Annotated in this window: 18 protein-coding genes; 9 read left to right on the forward strand and 9 right to left on the reverse strand. The window is 71.9% G+C overall.

Annotation, left to right across the window (positions count from 1 at the left end; all coding sequences use genetic code 11):
- Nucleotides 1–683 precede the first annotated feature (683 nt).
- The 4 genes from ABZS54_RS12780 (at nucleotide 684) to ABZS54_RS12795 (ending at nucleotide 3,598) form a co-directional block, all read left to right on the forward strand.
- Nucleotides 684–953 carry a hypothetical protein gene (locus tag ABZS54_RS12780; protein WP_355534087.1) on the forward strand — a complete coding sequence of 90 codons (270 nt, stop codon included), beginning with the start codon at nucleotides 684–686 and terminating at the stop codon, nucleotides 951–953.
- Nucleotides 954–1,055: 102 nt separating this feature from the next.
- Entirely contained in the window at nucleotides 1,056–1,508 is a 453-nt protein-coding gene (locus ABZS54_RS12785; protein ID WP_355534089.1) for a hypothetical protein, read from the forward strand.
- Between the two features lie 130 nt (nucleotides 1,509–1,638).
- A complete protein-coding gene (locus tag ABZS54_RS12790; RefSeq protein ID WP_355534091.1) occupies nucleotides 1,639–2,688 on the forward strand; it encodes a 5'/3'-nucleotidase SurE in 1,050 nt (349 codons plus the stop codon).
- Nucleotides 2,689–2,728: 40 nt separating this feature from the next.
- Nucleotides 2,729–3,598 (forward strand): fused MFS/spermidine synthase, encoded by an 870-nt coding sequence (locus ABZS54_RS12795; RefSeq protein WP_355534092.1) that lies wholly within the window; start codon nucleotides 2,729–2,731, stop codon nucleotides 3,596–3,598.
- A gap of 28 nt (nucleotides 3,599–3,626) precedes the next feature.
- Here the strand turns inward: ABZS54_RS12795 and ABZS54_RS12800 are convergent, their stop codons facing one another.
- The 6 genes from ABZS54_RS12800 to ABZS54_RS12825 all read right to left on the reverse strand — a co-directional run bounded on the left by ABZS54_RS12800 (nucleotide 3,627) and on the right by ABZS54_RS12825 (nucleotide 8,778).
- Complete coding sequence (locus ABZS54_RS12800) at nucleotides 3,627–4,268, reverse strand: ABC transporter permease subunit (protein WP_355534093.1); 642 nt, start codon at nucleotides 4,266–4,268, stop codon at nucleotides 3,627–3,629.
- Complete coding sequence (locus ABZS54_RS12805) at nucleotides 4,205–4,783, reverse strand: extracellular solute-binding protein (protein WP_355534094.1); 579 nt, start codon at nucleotides 4,781–4,783, stop codon at nucleotides 4,205–4,207. Before ABZS54_RS12805 ends, ABZS54_RS12800 begins: the two co-directional genes overlap by 64 nt.
- A gap of 25 nt (nucleotides 4,784–4,808) precedes the next feature.
- On the reverse strand, nucleotides 4,809–5,486 hold the full coding sequence (locus tag ABZS54_RS12810; RefSeq protein ID WP_355534095.1) for a phosphonatase-like hydrolase: 678 nt from the start codon (nucleotides 5,484–5,486) through the stop codon (nucleotides 4,809–4,811).
- Nucleotides 5,487–5,582: 96 nt separating this feature from the next.
- Nucleotides 5,583–6,707 (reverse strand): TIGR03364 family FAD-dependent oxidoreductase, encoded by a 1,125-nt coding sequence (locus tag ABZS54_RS12815; protein WP_355534096.1) that lies wholly within the window; start codon nucleotides 6,705–6,707, stop codon nucleotides 5,583–5,585.
- Nucleotides 6,708–6,849: 142 nt separating this feature from the next.
- On the reverse strand, nucleotides 6,850–7,521 hold the full coding sequence (locus tag ABZS54_RS12820) for a GntR family transcriptional regulator (protein WP_355534216.1): 672 nt from the start codon (nucleotides 7,519–7,521) through the stop codon (nucleotides 6,850–6,852).
- A gap of 93 nt (nucleotides 7,522–7,614) precedes the next feature.
- Complete coding sequence (locus ABZS54_RS12825) at nucleotides 7,615–8,778, reverse strand: glycosyltransferase (RefSeq protein ID WP_355534097.1); 1,164 nt, start codon at nucleotides 8,776–8,778, stop codon at nucleotides 7,615–7,617.
- Between the two features lie 171 nt (nucleotides 8,779–8,949).
- On the opposite strand from ABZS54_RS12825, the gene ABZS54_RS12830 reads away from it, so the two are divergent.
- The 4 genes from ABZS54_RS12830 (at nucleotide 8,950) to ABZS54_RS12845 (ending at nucleotide 11,371) form a co-directional block, all read left to right on the forward strand.
- Nucleotides 8,950–9,195 carry a hypothetical protein gene (locus ABZS54_RS12830; RefSeq protein WP_355534098.1) on the forward strand — a complete coding sequence of 82 codons (246 nt, stop codon included), beginning with the start codon at nucleotides 8,950–8,952 and terminating at the stop codon, nucleotides 9,193–9,195.
- A 240-nt stretch (nucleotides 9,196–9,435) separates the two neighbouring features.
- Entirely contained in the window at nucleotides 9,436–10,344 is a 909-nt protein-coding gene (locus ABZS54_RS12835; RefSeq protein WP_355534099.1) for an LLM class F420-dependent oxidoreductase, read from the forward strand.
- Nucleotides 10,341–10,814 carry an NIPSNAP family protein gene (locus ABZS54_RS12840; RefSeq protein WP_355534100.1) on the forward strand — a complete coding sequence of 158 codons (474 nt, stop codon included), beginning with the start codon at nucleotides 10,341–10,343 and terminating at the stop codon, nucleotides 10,812–10,814. Before ABZS54_RS12835 ends, ABZS54_RS12840 begins: the two co-directional genes overlap by 4 nt.
- Nucleotides 10,811–11,371, forward strand: coding sequence for a Dabb family protein (locus tag ABZS54_RS12845; RefSeq protein WP_355534101.1), 561 nt, complete (start codon nucleotides 10,811–10,813; stop codon nucleotides 11,369–11,371). The genes ABZS54_RS12840 and ABZS54_RS12845 overlap by 4 nt, the downstream gene beginning before the upstream one ends.
- 3 nt (nucleotides 11,372–11,374) lie before the next feature.
- Here ABZS54_RS12845 and ABZS54_RS12850 read toward each other — a convergent pair whose 3' ends face one another.
- Nucleotides 11,375–11,644: a DUF397 domain-containing protein gene (locus ABZS54_RS12850; RefSeq protein ID WP_355534102.1), complete on the reverse strand. Its 270-nt coding sequence runs from the start codon at nucleotides 11,642–11,644 to the stop codon at nucleotides 11,375–11,377.
- Nucleotides 11,645–11,846: 202 nt separating this feature from the next.
- Here ABZS54_RS12850 and ABZS54_RS12855 point away from each other — a divergent pair, with 202 nt between their 5' ends.
- Nucleotides 11,847–12,284 carry an ATP-binding protein gene (locus ABZS54_RS12855; protein WP_355534104.1) on the forward strand — a complete coding sequence of 146 codons (438 nt, stop codon included), beginning with the start codon at nucleotides 11,847–11,849 and terminating at the stop codon, nucleotides 12,282–12,284.
- 50 nt (nucleotides 12,285–12,334) lie between these two features.
- On the opposite strand, the gene ABZS54_RS12860 is transcribed toward ABZS54_RS12855, so the two are convergent.
- Complete coding sequence (locus ABZS54_RS12860; RefSeq protein WP_355534106.1) at nucleotides 12,335–15,868, reverse strand: AAA family ATPase; 3,534 nt, start codon at nucleotides 15,866–15,868, stop codon at nucleotides 12,335–12,337.
- Nucleotides 15,865–17,121, reverse strand: coding sequence for a DNA repair exonuclease (locus tag ABZS54_RS12865; RefSeq protein WP_355534108.1), 1,257 nt, complete (start codon nucleotides 17,119–17,121; stop codon nucleotides 15,865–15,867). Before ABZS54_RS12865 ends, ABZS54_RS12860 begins: the two co-directional genes overlap by 4 nt.
- Nucleotides 17,122–17,152: the final 31 nt, after the last annotated feature.

Raw genomic sequence — 17,152 nt, forward strand, 5'->3', positions numbered from 1 at the left:
ACGCTGTTGAGTTCTCAAGGAACGGACGCTTCCTTTGGTGCGGAGTCAACCGCGCCCTCCGGGCGTTTAACGTTCAAGGTGTTTCATTGTGTTTCCGTGTTTCTTTTGTTTCGCTTTCGCGTCTCCAGCTTAGCACACCGTTTCGGCGGCTTCGCTTTCCTCGCTTTCGGCTTCCACCGCGTTTCCGCGCTTTCCGCCTTCCGGACTCTAGCAGATCCTGCGACCCGCTTTTCGTCCTTTGCTTTCCGCCTTCGAAACTTTCGTTTCCCCGGCTTCCGGCTCTTCGAGCTTACCAGGTCTTTCGACCCGCTTCGCTCACCGCTTCGGCTTCGAAAATTTGTTCTTCCCGCTGCTTTCTGCGACGCCCCGAACATTAGCGGATCGCATTTCCCACCGTCTAATCGGCGGCAATTTGCGTTCCGGCAATCTGCGGGGACACCCGGGCACGGAACGACGCGTGTGATGCGCATGCGCATCACACCCGGTTCAAGTGATCGGAATGGCCACCCCGGGACCAGCCAGCGCGGGCGCCTAGGCTCGCGTCTGTCTCAGGTCTCCCTGTCGGGCAACTTGGAGGACCCTACCGGGGCCCGGGGCCGACCGCAAACCGGCTCGCGGGGGCTCCGTTTCGGGTGTTCGAACCGGAGCAGACTCCCGGCATGGTGACCTCTACCGCACGGCGAGTGAACCCGATCGCAACGGTCGTCAGCATCGTGGCCGCAGCGATCGCAGTTGTCATCGTCCTGCACATCATTTTGTTCGTCTTCGAGGCCAATCCTGCCAACAGTGCGGTGGAGACCATCGCCGACTGGTCGGACTGGCTGACCCGCTGGGCGAAGGACCTCTTCACCCCCGACAACGACAAGGCACGGGTCGCGGTGAACCAGGGGCTGGCCGCGGTGGTCTACCTCGCCGCCGGTGCGCTGATCTCCCGTCTGGTCGGCCGGGTCTGAGCGCGAAGGCAGTCGGCTCGATACTTCCGTACGGTGGCGGCGCACCACTCGTAATGATTGGTGTGGAGTACCGAACTGCACCGCCGCCGACCGGAGGGCCCCATGTCCCTGCTCACCCCGGACAGCCTGGGCGATCTCCTGGGCTTGTTCGATTTCGGGAACGGGTGTGTCACCCGAGTACAGATCGACGACCCGTTCAGCCCGGGCGGGGCCACCGCACGCGTTCTGGTCGACGCCCGGGACCGGGAGCACGGCTGGCCGTGGATTCCCGTCGAGTTCACCCTCTCGGGGCTTCGCGACTACCGGGTCGAACACGGCAAGGGTTTTTCCGGAATGCTCTATTTCGACCCGGTGCTCTCGCGATTCACCGATGAGACGTACGGCGATCTCTTCTACCTGGACTTCGATCCGGTGGACGGGCCCGGAGCTTACGAACCCGTCGACGCCGGCGACGTCGTCGGGCGATCCCAGTGCTTCTTCGCTGCCGAGACCTGCTCGTGGCGGGCCCTGCCGCCCACGGAGAGTCCCCGACTCAGACTCATTGGTAACGCTTAGATCTCAAACCTTTGACTCAGTAGGTTCTGCTTCTACGTTCACTCGCACCGGGATCGGCCGCGAGTGTTCGAGTCGTGAACACTCGACCGTCGATTCCTCCGTATTCGGTACGAAGTCGAGTCGAGGAACCATGAAGCTTCAGCGGAAGCGCTTCGCCGCCCTGCCCGCCGCCCTCGGTGCGGGTGCCCTGCTCCTGGCCCTGACCGGGAGTGCCGACGCGGCCCCCCGCCACGGCGATCACCGCCCGTCCGTTGCCGGGATGCGAATCCTGCTGAGCAACGACGACTCGATGCAGAACGCCAAGGCCGACGGGGCCGACGGCCGAGGCGTCTACGAGGTACGCCGGGCGCTGTGTGCCGCCGGGGCGGATGTCGTGGTCATGGCGCCGTGGCAATTCATGAGTGGCTTCGGTACCGCGGCCACCGGTAGCGGCGCGCTCACCGTGTCCAGGCGCACCGCGCTACCGGCCGGCTTCGAGGGCGACTGTGCCCAGGCCCCGAGCAAGGGAGCCGTCTTCGGCGTGTGCAAGGGCGACCTCCCGTGCGGCCCGACCACCCCGAGCGCCACCCCCGTGGACACCGTGCGGCTCGCCCTGCGCGGCGGGCTCGCCGCCAAGGTTGGCTGGGACAACGGCCCCGACCTGGTGCTCACCGGGATCAACTCCGGGCCCAACGTCGCCTCGGTCACCAACGACTCGGGCACCCTGGGTGCCGCCATCGCCGCGATCGACAACGGCAAACCGGCCATCGCGCTCAGCGGCGGCTTCGACATGGAGTCGTTCAAGGTGACCCCGGCCACCTACCGGGCATTCGCTGACTTCCTGCCCTCGTATGTGGCGCAGCTCAAGGATCGCAAGGCGCTGTCGGACGCATACGTGATCAACATCAACCACCCGAACGTGGTGCCGGGGAAGCAGCCCGGCCGGCCGGTGTGGACCGAGATCGGTACCGAGACCGTGGTCGCGATCCGGTATTCGGCCACGCCCGACAGCGACACCTTCACGATCGGCCAGGGCGACTGCGAGGTGCCCGGCACCTTCTGCCGTCCCGAGACCAAGCGGCACGCCGACTGGGCCGAGCTGAACAAGGGGAACATCACCGTCTCCGCGGTGACCGGCGACCGCACCCTGCGCGGCGGCGCGGACGACAGGCTGGAGCGCTTCGTCAAGACCGGCCGCTGATCCTTCACAAGAGGGCACGGACCGGCTCGATACTGGTCGGATGGCAGACAAGCAGCGTCGACGCGGTCGCGCCCCCGAGCCGGTCCGCGCCGAGGTGGGCTCCGGCAGCGTCGAGTTGGAGCCCGATCCGGATCGGGCCGGGGCATGGACGCTGCGCCTGCACGGGTCGCCGCAGTCGCACGTGGATCTGGGCGACCCGACGTGGTTGGAGTTCGAGTACGTGCGTCGGCTCGGCCACGTGGTCGACCTGATCGCGGACACCGGCAAGCCCTTGCGGGCCTTCCACCTCGGTGGTGGCGGGCTCACCCTGGCCCGTTATGTGGCGGCCACGCGGCCTCGGTCGCGGCAGCAGGTGGCCGAGTTGGACGCGGAGTTGGTGGAGTTCGTTCGGCGGGAACTGCCGTGGGAGAAGAACTGGCAGATCCGGGTGCGCACCGGCGATGCCCGCGAGGTGGCGGGCAGGGCACCGGACACGGCGTTCGATCTCGCCGTCGTCGACGTGTTCGCCGATTCGCGGGTGCCCGCGCATCTGACGTCGGCCGAGTTCGTCGGCGAGGTGGCCCGGACGCTGGCCCCCGGCGGGGTGTACGCGGTGAATCTGGCCGACGGCGGCCGGCTCGACTTCGTCCGGTCGCAGGTGGCGACGGTGCGCTCGGTGTTCCCGAATCTGCTGCTGATCGCCGACCCCGCGGTGCTGCGCGGGCGGCGGTTCGGCAATGTCGTCCTGGTCGCCTCGCACGGCGAGCTGCCGGTCGCCGAGCTGGCCCGGCGCACTGCCGCCGACCCGTTCCCGGGACGGGTCGAGCACGGCTCCGCGTTGGCCGACTTCCCCGGCGGGGCGGCCGTGGTGCACGACGCCACGGCGGTCGCGTCGCCGGCTCCGCCCGCGCGTACCTTCGGCCGGAACTGAACCCACACGCACCGCGTACGACGAACCGCTACCGCCGCCGCTTGCGCTCCTCCACCCGGCCCTTGAGCAGGCCGACGAGCAAAAGCACGATCAAGGTCGCGACCAGCAGCACCACGGTGACCGCGGAGCCGAGCAGCACCTTGCCCCGGTCGGTCAGGGTGAAGACCGAGACCGGCAGCGTCCGCCACTCGGCCGGGTAGACCATGATCGTCGCGCCTACCTCGCCCATCGACAGCGCGATCGCCAGGCTCGCCGCCGCGGTGATCGACGGGAGCAGCATCGGCAGCCGTACCCGCAGCAACACCCGGGCGGCACTCGCGCCGAGCGAGGCGGCCACGTCCGCGAAGGCCGCGTCGGTTCGGTCGAGCCCGGCCGACACCGTGGCGTACGCGAACGTCACCACCAGCACCGCGTGTGCCGCGATGACGATCCACTTGGTGCCGTTGAGCAGGATCGGGCCGTCGCTGAAGGCCACCAGCATGCCGAGGCCGACCACCACCGACGGCACCGCGACCGGCAGGTGGAAGACCGCGTCGGTGAGCCGGCGGACGAAGCGCGGCGCGGTGCGAGCGGCGATCGCCGCCCACGTTCCGACCACGATCGCGATCAGCGACGCGCCCAGCGCGGTCTCGATGCTGACCACGAGGCTGTCGTGGTTGGTGCCCGCCATGGCCTCGCGAATGTTCTCGCTCTCGTCGGCGCGGGCTTGGCCTGGTCGGGGTTGTAGATCCAGGACGCGTAGTTGTTGACCACGGCCACGAAGCGGCCCTGCGCGTCCTTCGAGGTCGCGGGCACCTTGTCGGCGCCGGCCGGCGCGTACGCGGTGAGCAGGTTCGCCTGCGCCGCGCGCTGGATGAACGGCGGCAGCGTGATCGCCACGTCGGCCTGCGGGTTGCCCTTCTCCTTCTCCATGCGCGTGACCACCTCGCCGGAGCCGGACTCCACCAGGTTGACCTTGATCCCGGTCTTCTTCTCGAAGTCCGCGAAGCGCTTGGTGTACCAGTCGGCGAGTCCGTCCACGGAATAGACGGTCACGCTGCCCGAGCCCTTGGCCGGGGCGCTGCCGGGGGCGGCGTTCGCGGCGGGCCCGGTGTCGTCCGAGCCGCTCCCGCCGGTCCCGCCGCAGGCGGTCGCGGCGAACACGACCACGGTGGCGGCGGCGGTGAGGCCGAGGATGCGTCGCATGGGAATCGCCCTTTCGAAAGACGAATCAGCCCTGGAGCAGGGCGGGGAGGTCACGGATGGAGCCGAGTACGTGGGTGGCGCCGGCCGCTGCGAGCGCGGCCCGCTCGTGTGCGCCGGTGAGCACACCGGCGGCGATGGAGGCACCGGAGCGCAGTCCGGTGAGCACGTCGAACGCGGTGTCGCCGACCACGGCAACCGCCCGCAGGTCCTCGACGCCCAGCCGCAGCACCGCGGTGAGCACCATGTCGGGGTAGGGCCGGCCGCGCCCGGCGTCGGCCGGGCACAGGGTCAGGTCGGCGAGGTCGGTCCAGCCGAGCGCGGCCAGGATCGCGTCCTGGGTGGGCCGACCGAATCCGGTGGTGAGGGCGACCTTGACGCCCGCCGCACGCAGTGCGCGGATCGCGTCCTCGGCGCCGTCGATCGGCGCGCAGCGGCCCTGGGCCACCAGGTCGGCGTAGGCCGCCTCGAACGCGAGGTTGGCGGCCTGCGCGCGCTCCTCGTCGCCGTCGAGCAGGGCCCGGAAGACGGTGATCTTGCTCTCGCCCATGGTGTCGTGGACGTAGGCGAGCTTGCGCTCGAAGTCGGCGGAGCCGATCTCGACTCCGACCGCGCCGATCGCGCGGGTGAACGCCTCGACGACGAGGCCGTCGTCGGTGACGGTGGTGCCGGCCATGTCCAGGACGGCGAGTTGATAGTGCGTCATGAGTAGTGCTCCGGTTGGGCTTTCGGCGATGGGTGGCGGACGCGGGCCGGCGCGACGGGTCCGGTGCCGCGGCCACGGCACCGGACCTGCCCGGCCTCAGAGGCCGGCGAGGTTCGCGGTGCGTTCGGCGATGGCGGGCGAGCAGGTCATCCCGCGTCCGCCGGGGCCGGTCACCAGCCAGGTCGCCGGGGCGACCTGCTCGCGGTGCACGACGCGGGTGGTGTCGGTGGTCTGCGCGTACACCCCGGCCCAGCGGCGGCGCACGGCCGGCAGCGGGCGGCCGAGCAGTTCTCGGGCCACCTCGACCAGGTGCTCGTAGGGCGCGGAGTCCACGTCGAACGTGAACGGCTCGTCGTATTCGTGGGTGTCGCCGATGGTCAGGCCACCGTCCAGGCGCTGGACCATCAGCAGTTGCATGCGGTGTTCGGCGGGCACCGGCGCCTGCGGGCGGGCGCTCTTCAGCGCGTCCAGCGCGGTGCCGGCGTAGGCCGGGTAGTAGCGGAAGCTGTCGCCGTCGGCGACCGAGGTGGTCAGCCGCTCGTCGAGCGGGTCGGTCTGCATCATCTGCAGGCGCACCCGGCGCACCGGCAGCTCGGGGGCCAGCTCGCGGACCAGACCGGTCAGCCAGGCGCCGGTGCACAGCAGCACCAGGTCGCCCTCGTGGGCGTGTCCGTGGTCGTCGCGCACGCCGGTGCCGCTCGGCAGCAGGTCGCGCACCTCGCGGCCGGGCAGCCAGGCGTAGCGTCCGCCGGCCGCGAGGTGCGCGCGCAGCGCGGGCAGCACGATCCGGGACTCGACCGCGCCGTCCCGCTCGCACCACAGCGCCGCGTCGAAGGTGCCGCGCAGCGCCGGGTTGTGCTCTCGGGCCTCGCCCGGGGTGAGCAGCTTCAGGCCGCGTTCGGCGGCGTCGGGGAGGGCGAGGGCCGCCTCGGCCACCGCGACCTCCTCGGCGCCTCGGCACACGGTGAGCGAGCCGTTGGGCCGAAAGCCGGTGCCGGGCACGTCGGCGCCGATCCGCTCCCACAGCTCCCGGGCCCGGAGCGCGGTGCCCAGTTCGTCGCCGCCGGCCCGGCCACCGATCCACACCAGGCCGAAGTTGCGCACCGAAGCACCGCGCGCCTCGCGCTCGCGCTCGATGTGCACGACCTCGTGACCTCGATCGATGGCCTGCCAGGCGTGCATGGTGCCCAGCACGCCACCTCCGACGACGATGACTCGCACGGGCTTCCTCCACGTTCTCGGGGGCGAATACGACCAGCTTGGGAGCGGTCGATGCCGAGCATGCGGAGGCGGTGTGTCGCCCGCGTGAACAGTCCGTTAAGGTCCGAACCTGTTATCTTTCCGTTATCAAAGCCCATGGGGCCTACGCGCGCAGGCGCGTGGCGAAACCCATCCGGTCCCCCCGAAACAGCGCCCGGACCCGCTCGATGGGCACCCCCTCCGAGTCGTAGGACGTGCGCATCACCAGCAGCATCGGCAGCGCCGGGTTGGTTTCCAGGAGCAGCGCCTCGCGCGGCGCGGCCAGCACGGTCTCCACCGTCTCGTCCATCTCCGCGAACACCACGCCCAGATCCTTTTGCAGGCACCGGTACAACGAGCCCTCCGGGCGCAGGACGTCCAGCAGGGTGGGAAAGCGGTCCAGCGGCAGGTAGGTGCTCTCCAGGCCGATCGGTTCGTCGTCGGCGAGCAGCACCCGCTCCAGGTGCACGGTCAGGTCGCCGGTGCGGATCCGCAGTCGGTCGGCCAGGTCGGGCTGCGCGACGTGGTGTTCGAGAGTGACGACGCGCCGGCCGGGGGCCAGCCCCATCGAGCGCACCGCCTCGGTGTAGCTGCCGAGGCTGACCGGCTGCATGAGCTTGGGCGGCGCGACGTAGGTGCCCCGTCCGCGGGCGGCGCGCAGGCGGCCCTCCATCACCAACTCGCCGATCGCCGATCGCAGAGTGCTGCGGGCGACGCCGTAGGTCGCGGCGAGTTCGCGTTCGGAGGACAACAACGCGTCCTCGCCCAACTCGTCCATGAGTTGGAGCAGGCTCATCTTCACCGTGTACGACTTGGGGACGCGGCCGTGTTCGGGGACGCCGTCGCGATAGGGACGGGCCGTGGAGTCTGGGCTGGGCACGCACGGAGCCTATTCGGCCGGCGCCGGGTACGTGCGCCCCTTCCAGGCCGCACCCCGCCCGCGGGCGTGCCGAACCGCCGAGTGCACGGTCATGCCCAGGTAAAGCGTGGCCGCGAACGGCAGCAACACCGCCGAGGCGGCGGGCCGTCCGTAGTAGCGCACCATCGGCACATAGGTCGCGGTCATCAGTGCCCACACCGCGAGCCCGCACAGCGCGAGCGGGGCGTGTGCGCCGGCGATCCCGGCGAACAACGCGACAGGTGCGGCCAGATAGATCAGGGCCAGGCCCACCACCGTGCCCGCGAGCAACAGCCAGGAGTGCCTCAGCTGGGCGAACGCACTGCGCGCGACCATGTTCCACAGGTCGGCGAGCGCCGGGTAGGGCCGCACGCTGTCCACGTGGTCGGCGGGGTCCGCGAGCACCAGTCGAATCCGGCCGCCGGAGCGCTTGACCGCGGTGCCCAGTGACACGTCGTCGATCACCGCGTCCCGGATCGCCGCCACGCCGCCGGCTCGCTCCAGGGCGGTGCGCCTGACCAGCACACAGCCGCCCGCAGCGGCCGCGACCCGCGACTTCGGCCGGTTCACCCGGCGGAACGGGAAGAGCTTGCCGAAGAAGTACACGAAGGCGGGCACGATCAGCTTCTCCCACCGGGTGTGCGTGCGCAGCCGGGCCATCACCGAAAGCAGGTCGAGCCGGTCCCGCTCGGCCTCGCCGACCAGGCGGGCGAGCGAATCGGGCGCGTGCGCGATGTCCGCGTCGGTGAACAGGATCCAGTCCACCTCGCCGACGGACTCGACCCCGTGCCGCAGCGCCCACAGCTTGCCGGTCCAGCCCGCGGGCGGCTCGCCCGGCGAGGTCACGGTCAGCGGCACCCGGCCGGCCGCACCCAGCCGCCGGGCCAGCTCGCCTGTCCCGTCGGTGCTGCCGTCGTCGATCAGGAGCACCCGGGCCCGGCCGGGAAAGTCCTGCGCGAGCAGCGTGGGCAGGCTGACGTCGAGCACCGCCGCCTCGTCCCGGGCGGGCACGATCACCGCCACCGACGCGGTGTCGGCCGCCGGCCCGGTCGAGCCCGCCAGGCGCACGTCGGTGCGCCAGAACCAGCCGTGGCACAGCGTCAGATAGAGCCAGGCCAGACCGGACACGGCGGTGATCCACAGCAAGACGTCCACATCGGAAGCCTGCCGGCTCGTCCGCGCCACTCGGGCGCTCCGTCCGGGTGAAAGTCCGCGCGCGAACGGAGTCCTCGTCTCAAGAGCGTGCGCGCGCGCCCCGATAGCGGGTACGGGAACTGTTCTCGACAGCTGAGTGAACTACCCATCGGCAGAAGGGCGGTGCCCGTCATGGGCGACGCGACGACGAGGACCCAGGAGCATGTTCGCGGCGGGGCCACCCGCTGGCAGCAATTCGAGGTCGGTACGCGCGTGCGCGTGCAGGTGGGTCTGAGCACCGGCCACATCGGCGAGGTGTGCGAGGTCTTCGCGGACGCCCATCGGCCGCCGTTGTCCCCGTACCAGTGGTACTCGGTGCGTTTCGCCGACGGCCTGCGCCCGCTGTATCGCCACGACGAACTCGTCGAGCTCTTGTAGGTCCGCTCGACTCCGACCGGCCCCATCCTTCGGCCCTGCCGGACAGCCCTCACAGACCGCGTGCGCCCGCGCCCCGATGGCGGGCGCACGCGGAATGCCACACACACACGCCATGCGACGGGCCGAAAGACGAGGCCAAGGAGCCCTTCGGCCGCGTGTCCAACGACACCGTCGGTCGGGTCTTGCGCTTGCACGCCCGCCGAGGCAGGGTGCGGGCACGGGATCTGAAAGGGCGTCAGAATGACGATCAAGCTGGGCGTGATGGCGCCTTTCGCGGACGGTCTGATCACCTCCGGCGGCTTCCTGCGCGACTTCGCCGGGACGCTGGAGGAGTGCGGCGTCGAATCCGTATGGACCGTCGAACACGTCGTGGTCGCCGAGGACTACGAACCCCTGTACCCGTACTCGGATTCCGGTCGCACACCCAGCGCCGCCGGCGTCGTGCCGATGCCCGACCCGCTGGAGACCATCGCCTTCCTCGCGGGCGCGTCGCGCACGTTGCGGTTCGGCACCGCGATGGTGGTCGCCCCGCTGCACAGCCCGGTGGTGCTGGCCAAGCGGGTCGCCACCATCGACCGGCACTCGGCCGGCCGGTTGATGCTCGGCCTGGGCATCGGCTGGCAGAAGGAGGAATACGCCGCGGTCGGCGCGTCCTTCGCCGAGCGCGGCGCCCGCCTGGAGGAGTGCGTCGGCGCGATGCGCGCGCTGTGGGCCGACGCTCCCGCCACCTTCCGCGGCCGATTCACCACCTTCGAGCGGGTGCACTGCCTGCCCCGGCCCGAACGCGGCGCGGTACCGGTGATCCTGGGCGGCAACAGCGAGCCCGCTGTACGCCGGGCCGGTCGGATCGGCGACGGCTGGTTCCCGTACACGATCGCTGCCGAAGAGTTCGAGGTGCGTGCCGAATTGTTGCGCGCGTCGGCGCTTTCGGCCGGCCGGGCCGAGGATGCGGTCGAGATCACCGCGTGGCCCGGCTCGTGCGACCGAGACCTCCAGCACGACCCGAACTGGGTTCGCCGGTTCACCGACGCGGGTGCGAGCCGCCTGGTGTTCGCGCCCAACCCGGCCGAACTGGCCGGGCCGGGTGGGCTGGACACGCTGCGCGAGCGGATCGCGCAGTACCGCGAGAGAGTGCTGGACAAGCTGTGAGCACCGCCGACTCCGCCACCGAGACGGTGAACATTCTCGACCAGGTCACGCTGACGAACGATCAGGTGGCGCTGTGGTTGGGCCAGTTCCATGATCGCTACCTGCCCGGCGCGCAACGGCGCGGGATGCGGCTGGAACGGGTCTGGCGCTCGCCGGCGGGCCGCGGCACGACCACCGTGCACATCCTGTGGGTGCTGCCCGGAATCCGCGCCTTCTACGCGATGCGTGGTGCCGCGGCGGCCGATCCGGACGTCGCGGCGTTCTGGGCGGCCACCGACCGCTACGCGTCGGCCCGGCAACGTCGAGCGTTGCAGCCGGCGATGCCCGGACCCGTTGACGCGCCGGATCCGGGCCCGGCGGCCACGGCTGCGGCCGACACCACCGAGTCGGGCCGCGCCGAGACGAATCCCACCGCCGCGGCCCCCTCCGGGCCGGGCCGCACCCCACGCCGCACCGGAGGGCACGCATGACACGTTGGGTAGTGCTGGCCGCGGCCATGCCCGGGTCCGGTCTCGGCGGGATGCGCTCGGCCGGACCGGATCTGCCCGGCAGCGTCGGCGGGCGCGGCTTCTCGTGGGATCTCGACGCCGACGCTGCTCCCGAACTGCCCGCGGATGCCGAGGCGGTCGCGCTGCGTCCGGTGCGCGCCGGGTTCGTGCCGCTGACCGGGCCCCGGATCAAGCGCACGCTGCTGTTGACCGTGCGTAGCGGCACATCCGCCGACGTGCTCGCGGAGTTCGAGGCGGACCTGATGGCGATGCCGGACCACATCGCGACCATCCGCTCGTGGGCGCTCTCCAGGGTGGCGGGGCGGGCCGGGACGGCGGCGCCGTGGACGCATGTGTGGGAGCAGGAATACGCCACGGTCGAGGGACTGACCGGCGAGTATCTGCTGAACCCCTATCACTGGGCGCACGTGGACCGCTGGTTCGACGGCGAGGTGCCGGGGTCGATCGTCGAACCGGGGCTGGCGCACGTCTTCCGCCGCAGCGATCCGCCGGTACTCACCGCATGCGGTTCTGACTGATCGTCAATTCCGACGCCCGACAAGGGCAACCAACAGGTGCGTCCATTCTCGGTCGGTGAACCGCAGGACCTCGCAGGCGCGTTGCTTGGAATCGCGAACCACCACCTCGCAGGGGTGCCGATTCACCACTTCGACGCAGTTCCCCTGAACGCTGCTGTAGGAGCTCCGTCGCCACGTCGGTGCGTGGGTTTCCTCCAGCAAGGTCGCCATCGGCCCGTCACCCCTGACTCGTCGAGGCCACGCCGACGGGCGACCAGAACCCGCTTCCTCCATGTGAGGGCCAGGGACATCGCCCGATCGGGTGAACCGTGTACACGCGGACACCGAAGTGGCGGCGAGAGTTGCACCACCGGGTTTCGTGGAGCATCCTACCGAGCACCCTCACTTTACGCGCTTACAAGATCACTTAAAGCGACGGGACGGGGCGGGGCCGCTTGCGGGGGCAAACGCAGCCCACGCAACAGGAGGTAGCTGCATGACCACCCTGGCCGATCCGGAAGTGGCGGATGCAGAGGACGAGGTCAGCCCGACCATCACGCTGCCGGCGATGCCCGCGTGCGTGTCCGCCGTGCGGGAACATGTCCGCGTGGCACTGACGGTCTGGGACCTCGACTCTTTGTCCGACATCGCCGTACTTCTCGCCTCCGAACTGGCGACCAATGCCGTACGCCACGCGGGCCTGGGACGCCCGTTCAGCGTCGTGGTCCGCCGAGATCGCGCCCCCGACGGCGCCGCATGCGTATGGATCGAGGTGCACGACACGGACTCCCGGGCACCGCAGGTGGTCGAGGCCGGCGACGACGACACCACCGGCCGCGGCCTGCTGCTGGTCGAATCACTTTCGGACGGCTGGGAGTCGGTCCCCGAACCCGGCGGCAAGTGTGTGCGCTTTCGGCTCGCGATGACCGCCTGACCCCGCCCGCCCGGCGCCCACCGCCACACTCGACCGGCGCGCTCTGCGGCTCACGCCACCGGTGGCCCGCCCGCCGCCGACCCGGCGACGTACACCGGCAGTTCGTGCACGTGGGCACGGCCGGGCGCGAGCGTGTCCACGGCGAGCCGGCCCAGGTGCGGGTGGTGGGTGAACAGCACCACCTGGAACCGGTCGGCCATCGCGTCCAGCACCGCGAGCATCGCCCGCGTGCGCCCGTCGTCGAAGGTCATCGCGATGTCGTCGAGCACGATCGGCATCGCCCGGCCGGCATCCGCGTACGCGTCCAACGAGGCCAGTCGCAGCGCCAGATAGAGCTGATCGCGGGTGCCCTCGCTCATCTCGTCCACACCGATCGACCCGGCCGCGAAGGCGGCGTCGAAACCGTGTCCGACGGCCGACGAGGAGCCGCCGGCGCGGCGCGCGCGCAGCACCGGGGCACCCTTGCGGCCGTCGGTCTCCACGAGCAGCCGATCGAAGCGCCCCGCGGTGAGCGCGGTGAAGACCTCCTCCGCCCGCGCCAGCACCGGGGCCTGGTTCTGTTTGCGGTAGTCCTCCATACAGCGCAGCAGCACCTCGCGGGCCAGCCGCAGCCGGACGAACTCCTCGGTGTCCTCGGCGATCGCCGCGACCGTGCCGGCCGCCTCCTCCTGCGCCCGGACGGCAGCCGTCGACTCGCGTTCCATGTCCAGCACGATCTGCCGGCGCCGACCCAGCGCCTCGCCCGCCGCGGCGTACGCCGCCTCGGCCTCCTCGACGCGGCGCGCGGCGTCCTCGATCTCCACGTCGAGTTCCTCGGGCGCGTAGCGCGCGGCCTCCTGTTCGACCTCCGGCGACAACAGCTCGCGATGCTCGGCGAGTGCCCGCTCGACCTCCCGCACCCGGGCGGATCGTCCCACCGCGCGGCGCAGTTGCTCGGCGTCGGCGGCGCCGGCCGCGGCGACCAGCGCGGCGAGTTCGGCCGCGATGTGCTCGCCGGCCTCCCGCCCGGCCGCCACCGCGTGCTCCAGCCGGGCGATCCGCTCGGCGAGCCGGTCACGGGCCTCCTCGGCGCTGCGGGCCGTAGTGAGTTCCCCGTGCAGCGCGAACACCGCCGCGAACGGCGGCCGGCCGTCGACCTCGGTCGGCACCGGGCGCCCGCAGGCGGCGAACACCTCGGCCACCCGCGCACCGAACCCGGCCACCCGGTCGGCCGCGCGGACCCGACGCAGTTCCGCCTCGGCCGCGTGGCCGACCGCCGCCGCCACCTTGGCCAGCGTGCCCACCGCGGCGGCGACCGCGTCGGGGTCGCCCTCGGGCAGGTCCAGGCCGTGCACCAGGTCGTGCCAGCGCTGCTCCCACGCGGCACGCTCGTCCCGGGCCCGGTTCGACTCCGCATCCGCCTCGGCGAGTTCGGCCTCGGCCTCGCGCACGGCCGCGAGCGCGCTCTCGCGCACCCGCGCCGCGTCGGCGAGCGCGTCGCGGCGTGCGTCGGCCTGTTCGATCAGCGCGGCCAGGGTGCTCGTCGTGGTCGGCGCGCCGGATTCGGCCAGCGCGGTGCGGAAAGCGGTCACCAGTTCGGCGGCCCGCTCGCGGCCGGCGGCCGCTCGGGCCCGCAGCGTGCGCGCCTCGACCTCGACCCGGGCCAGGTCCCGGATCGCGTCCAGCAACGCGGCGGCGTCGTGCGGATCCGGCGCGGGCAGTCCGCCGGCCACCCAGGCCCGTGTCCACTGCTCGGCAAGCTCGTCCCGGCGCGCGGTCGCCTCCTGCCGCCGCTCGGCCAGTCGGGCCAGCGTGCGTTCGTCGTGCTCGAGGTCCACCAGGAGCCGGCCGCGCCGGACCGCGTCCTCGGCCCGGCGGGCGATCCGCGCGGCGATCTCGTCCGCGGCCCGAACCGCCTGCTCGAACGCGTCGATCCGGTCGTCGGTCAGCGGCGGGCTCGCGCAGATCCGCGTCCACAGCAGATCGCGCTCGGCGCGGGCGGCGGCCCAGTCCGCGGGCGTGGGCGGCACATCGGCCGGCGAGAGCACGGCCAACTCGCGGCGCCGCGCGTCGTGCCCGGCCACCGCCGCGTCCCGGTCCTTGGCGATCGTGTGCAGTTCGTCCAGGACCCGGGTCGTCTGCTCGACGTGCTCGGCGACCCGCTCCCGGCCGGGCAGCCGCAGCCGCGCCGCCCGGTCGTCGGCGAACAGCGCCGGGTCGTGCAGATCGTGCCGGGCACGCAGATCTTCCGCTTCGCGTTCGAGCTCGGCAGCCCGCTGCTCGTCGCGGACGATGTCCTCGACCAGGCCGCCCGGCACCACCCGACGCAGCGCGCGCAACGCGGCCGGGTCGCCGGGCTCGGGGGTCAGGTCGCAGGTCGCACGGGCCGCGTCCAGTCGGGCACGACGATGCGCAACCTGCTCGGCGGCACCGGCGAGCCGGGCCTCGCACATCTTGAGCCGGTCGCGCAGCTCCATCACCCGTTCGCCCACGCCGGCCGGCACGTCGTACGCGGTGGGGTCGTCGAGGGCGCGATCCGGGCGCACCCGGAACAGCAGTTCGGCGGCGCCCGCCCGGGTCTGCGACGCCTCGGCATCGGCGTCGGCGGCCAGGTCGACCGCGTCGCGAACGGCCGCGACGTCCGCGTGCAGCGCGTCCACCTCGGCGGCGTGCGCCGACAACGCCCGGTCCACCACCACGTCGGCCGACTCTCGGCGAGCCTCGGCGAGGTCCCGCACGACTCGTGTGCCCTCCACCGCCGCCTCGCGTGCCCGCTCGTCCAGGGCGGCGAGTTCGGCCGCGAGGTCGGCGGCGACCGGCGGGCCCTCGGCGAGCAACTCGACCCGCTCGGCATCCAGCGCGCTCCTGCGGGCCAGCACCGGAAGCGCCTGCCGGATGCGATCCAGCCGGTTCGCCGCGGCCCGCGCGTCGCTGCGGTCCCGGCCGAGCCGGTCGCGCTCCTCCTCGGCGCGCCGGGCCTCCTTGACAGCCTCGCCGAACACCGAGGGCGCCAGGCCGTCGTCCTGGACCCGCTTGCGCAGCCGGCTCAACTCGGTCAGCCCGGCGTTGATCCGCTGGTTCTTGCCGCGTGTCTTGTACAGCTCGCCGGCGCGCTCCTCCAGGCGGGTCAGCACCTCGCCGAGCCGAGCCGAGGAGCGCGATTCGAACAGCGCCCGCCCGATGTCGCCCTCACCCCGGAGCAGTTCGGCCCCGCCCTCGCGCAACCCGGCGTGGTCCAGCGCGAACACGTGCCGGAAGTCGTCCCGGCCCACGCCCGCGAGCACCCGGGTCAGCTCGGTCTCGGCGAGCACCGTGCCGTTCGCGCGGGTGAGCGGGTTCTTGTCCCGCTTGTGCCGCACCACGTCCAGCACGCCCCCTTGCTCGTCGCGCACCAGGGCGCCGAGCTTGAGGTCGCGCATCGCGTGCACGAAGTCGTACGAGGTCTGCCGGTCCATCCCGTACAGAAGTTGCTCCAAGGCGTGCCGCACGGTGGACTTGCCGGCCTCGTTCGGGCCGCAGATCACGTGCACGCCCGGCGCGCCGAGCTCGATGTGCCGGTCGGTGAAGCAGCCGAACGCGATCAGGTCGAGCCGGTCGATTCTCATCCGGACTCCCCGTCGGTCCCGGTGACCAGCGCGGTGAGCAGGTCGACCGCCTGGTCGAAGATGTCCGCGCGCCAGGTCGGGTCCGCGGGCGCGATGCCTTCCTCGGCCACCTTGGGATCGAGCGTGCGCAGCCCCGGCACGGCCCGGACCAGCTGTTCCAGCGCGGTGGGATCGGCGCGCAGCATCCTGGCGGTGCGCGCGAGGTCCTCCACCAGCGTGGGCAACTCGACGCCCGCGTCGCCCAGGTCGCGATGCCGGGTCTCCAGCCGGACCTTTTCCAGCCACACCCCGGAGAACTCGGCGGCCAGGGCGCGGGTTTCGAACACGAACCGGCGTTCGTCCCGCCACAACGCCTCGTGCGCGTCGCTGGCGCCGACGATGCGGACCCGGGTGGCCAGCAACCGGTCGCCGGCCGCGGCCCGCTCCTCGGCCAAGTGCCGACGCACCGAATCCAGCACGTCCTCGACCCCGCTCGCCCCCGTCGCGTCCACCTCCAGCCGCGCCCAACGCACCACGTCCAAATCGCGGTGCTCGATCACGGCCCGGCCCCGGTCGCCGTCGACGGTGATCAGCGTCGCGCCCTTGGGCCCGGTCTCGCGGGCGTGCCGGCCCTGCACATTGCCCGGGAAAACGATCCACGGCTCGGCCTCGTGCACCACCTCGCGGGTGTGCACGTGGCCGAGTGCCCAGTAGTCGTAGCCGCGCGAGACCAGGTCGCCGACGCTGCACGGGGCGTAGTTCGCGTGCCCTTCGGCGCCGGTCAGCGCGGTGTGCAGCAGTCCGACGTTGAACATCCCGCCGCGCGGTGCCGGATAGCTCAGCGCGAGGTTGTCGGTCACGTCCCGGACTGCGAAGCCCTGGCCGTGCACGGCCAGGCCGAGGCCCTCGAACGCGACGGTCTCCGGACGCGCGGTGGAGAACCGGTGCACGTTGGCGGGCAGGCGCAGCTCGCGGGTGATCCGGCTGTCCGCGTCGTGGTTGCCCGCGACCAGCAGCACCGGGATGTCCGCCTCGGCCAGGCGGCGCATCTGCACGGCGAAGAACAATCCCGTGTGGTAGTCCTTCCAGTCGCCGTCGTAGATGTCGCCCGCGAGCAGCACCGCGTCGACCGCCTCGGCCAGGGCCAGGTCCACCAGGTTGACCACCGCGTGGCGGGCCGCGTCGCGGATCCGGGTCGCGGGCGCTCCCTCGTAGCCGGAGAGTCCCCGCAGCGGGCTGTCGATGTGCAGGTCGGCGGCGTGCAGCAGCTTCATCGAGCGGGGCGCCTCCGGTCGGCGGTCACAC

It is taken from the genome of Embleya sp. NPDC005575, assembly GCF_040605455.1.
Taxonomy (GTDB): domain Bacteria; phylum Actinomycetota; class Actinomycetes; order Streptomycetales; family Streptomycetaceae; genus Embleya.

Bases quoted from the DNA above. Each gene is read 5' to 3' on its own strand.
- ABZS54_RS12785 (WP_355534089.1), top strand. From the start codon at position 1,056: ATGTCCCTGCTCACCCCGGACAGCCTGGGCGATCTCCTGGGCTTGTTC.
- ABZS54_RS12790 (WP_355534091.1), top strand. From the start codon at position 1,639: ATGAAGCTTCAGCGGAAGCGCTTCGCCGCCCTGCCCGCCGCCCTCGGT.
- ABZS54_RS12795 (WP_355534092.1), top strand. From the start codon at position 2,729: ATGGCAGACAAGCAGCGTCGACGCGGTCGCGCCCCCGAGCCGGTCCGC.
- ABZS54_RS12800 (WP_355534093.1), bottom strand. From the start codon at position 4,268: ATGGCGGGCACCAACCACGACAGCCTCGTGGTCAGCATCGAGACCGCG.
- ABZS54_RS12805 (WP_355534094.1), bottom strand. From the start codon at position 4,783: ATGCGACGCATCCTCGGCCTCACCGCCGCCGCCACCGTGGTCGTGTTC.
- ABZS54_RS12810 (WP_355534095.1), bottom strand. From the start codon at position 5,486: ATGACGCACTATCAACTCGCCGTCCTGGACATGGCCGGCACCACCGTC.
- ABZS54_RS12820 (WP_355534216.1), bottom strand. From the start codon at position 7,521: ATGAGCCTGCTCCAACTCATGGACGAGTTGGGCGAGGACGCGTTGTTG.
- ABZS54_RS12830 (WP_355534098.1), top strand. From the start codon at position 8,950: ATGGGCGACGCGACGACGAGGACCCAGGAGCATGTTCGCGGCGGGGCC.
- ABZS54_RS12835 (WP_355534099.1), top strand. From the start codon at position 9,436: ATGACGATCAAGCTGGGCGTGATGGCGCCTTTCGCGGACGGTCTGATC.
- ABZS54_RS12845 (WP_355534101.1), top strand. From the start codon at position 10,811: ATGACACGTTGGGTAGTGCTGGCCGCGGCCATGCCCGGGTCCGGTCTC.
- ABZS54_RS12850 (WP_355534102.1), bottom strand. From the start codon at position 11,644: ATGGAGGAAGCGGGTTCTGGTCGCCCGTCGGCGTGGCCTCGACGAGTC.
- ABZS54_RS12855 (WP_355534104.1), top strand. From the start codon at position 11,847: ATGACCACCCTGGCCGATCCGGAAGTGGCGGATGCAGAGGACGAGGTC.
- ABZS54_RS12860 (WP_355534106.1), bottom strand. From the start codon at position 15,868: ATGAGAATCGACCGGCTCGACCTGATCGCGTTCGGCTGCTTCACCGAC.
- ABZS54_RS12865 (WP_355534108.1), bottom strand. From the start codon at position 17,121: ATGAAGCTGCTGCACGCCGCCGACCTGCACATCGACAGCCCGCTGCGG.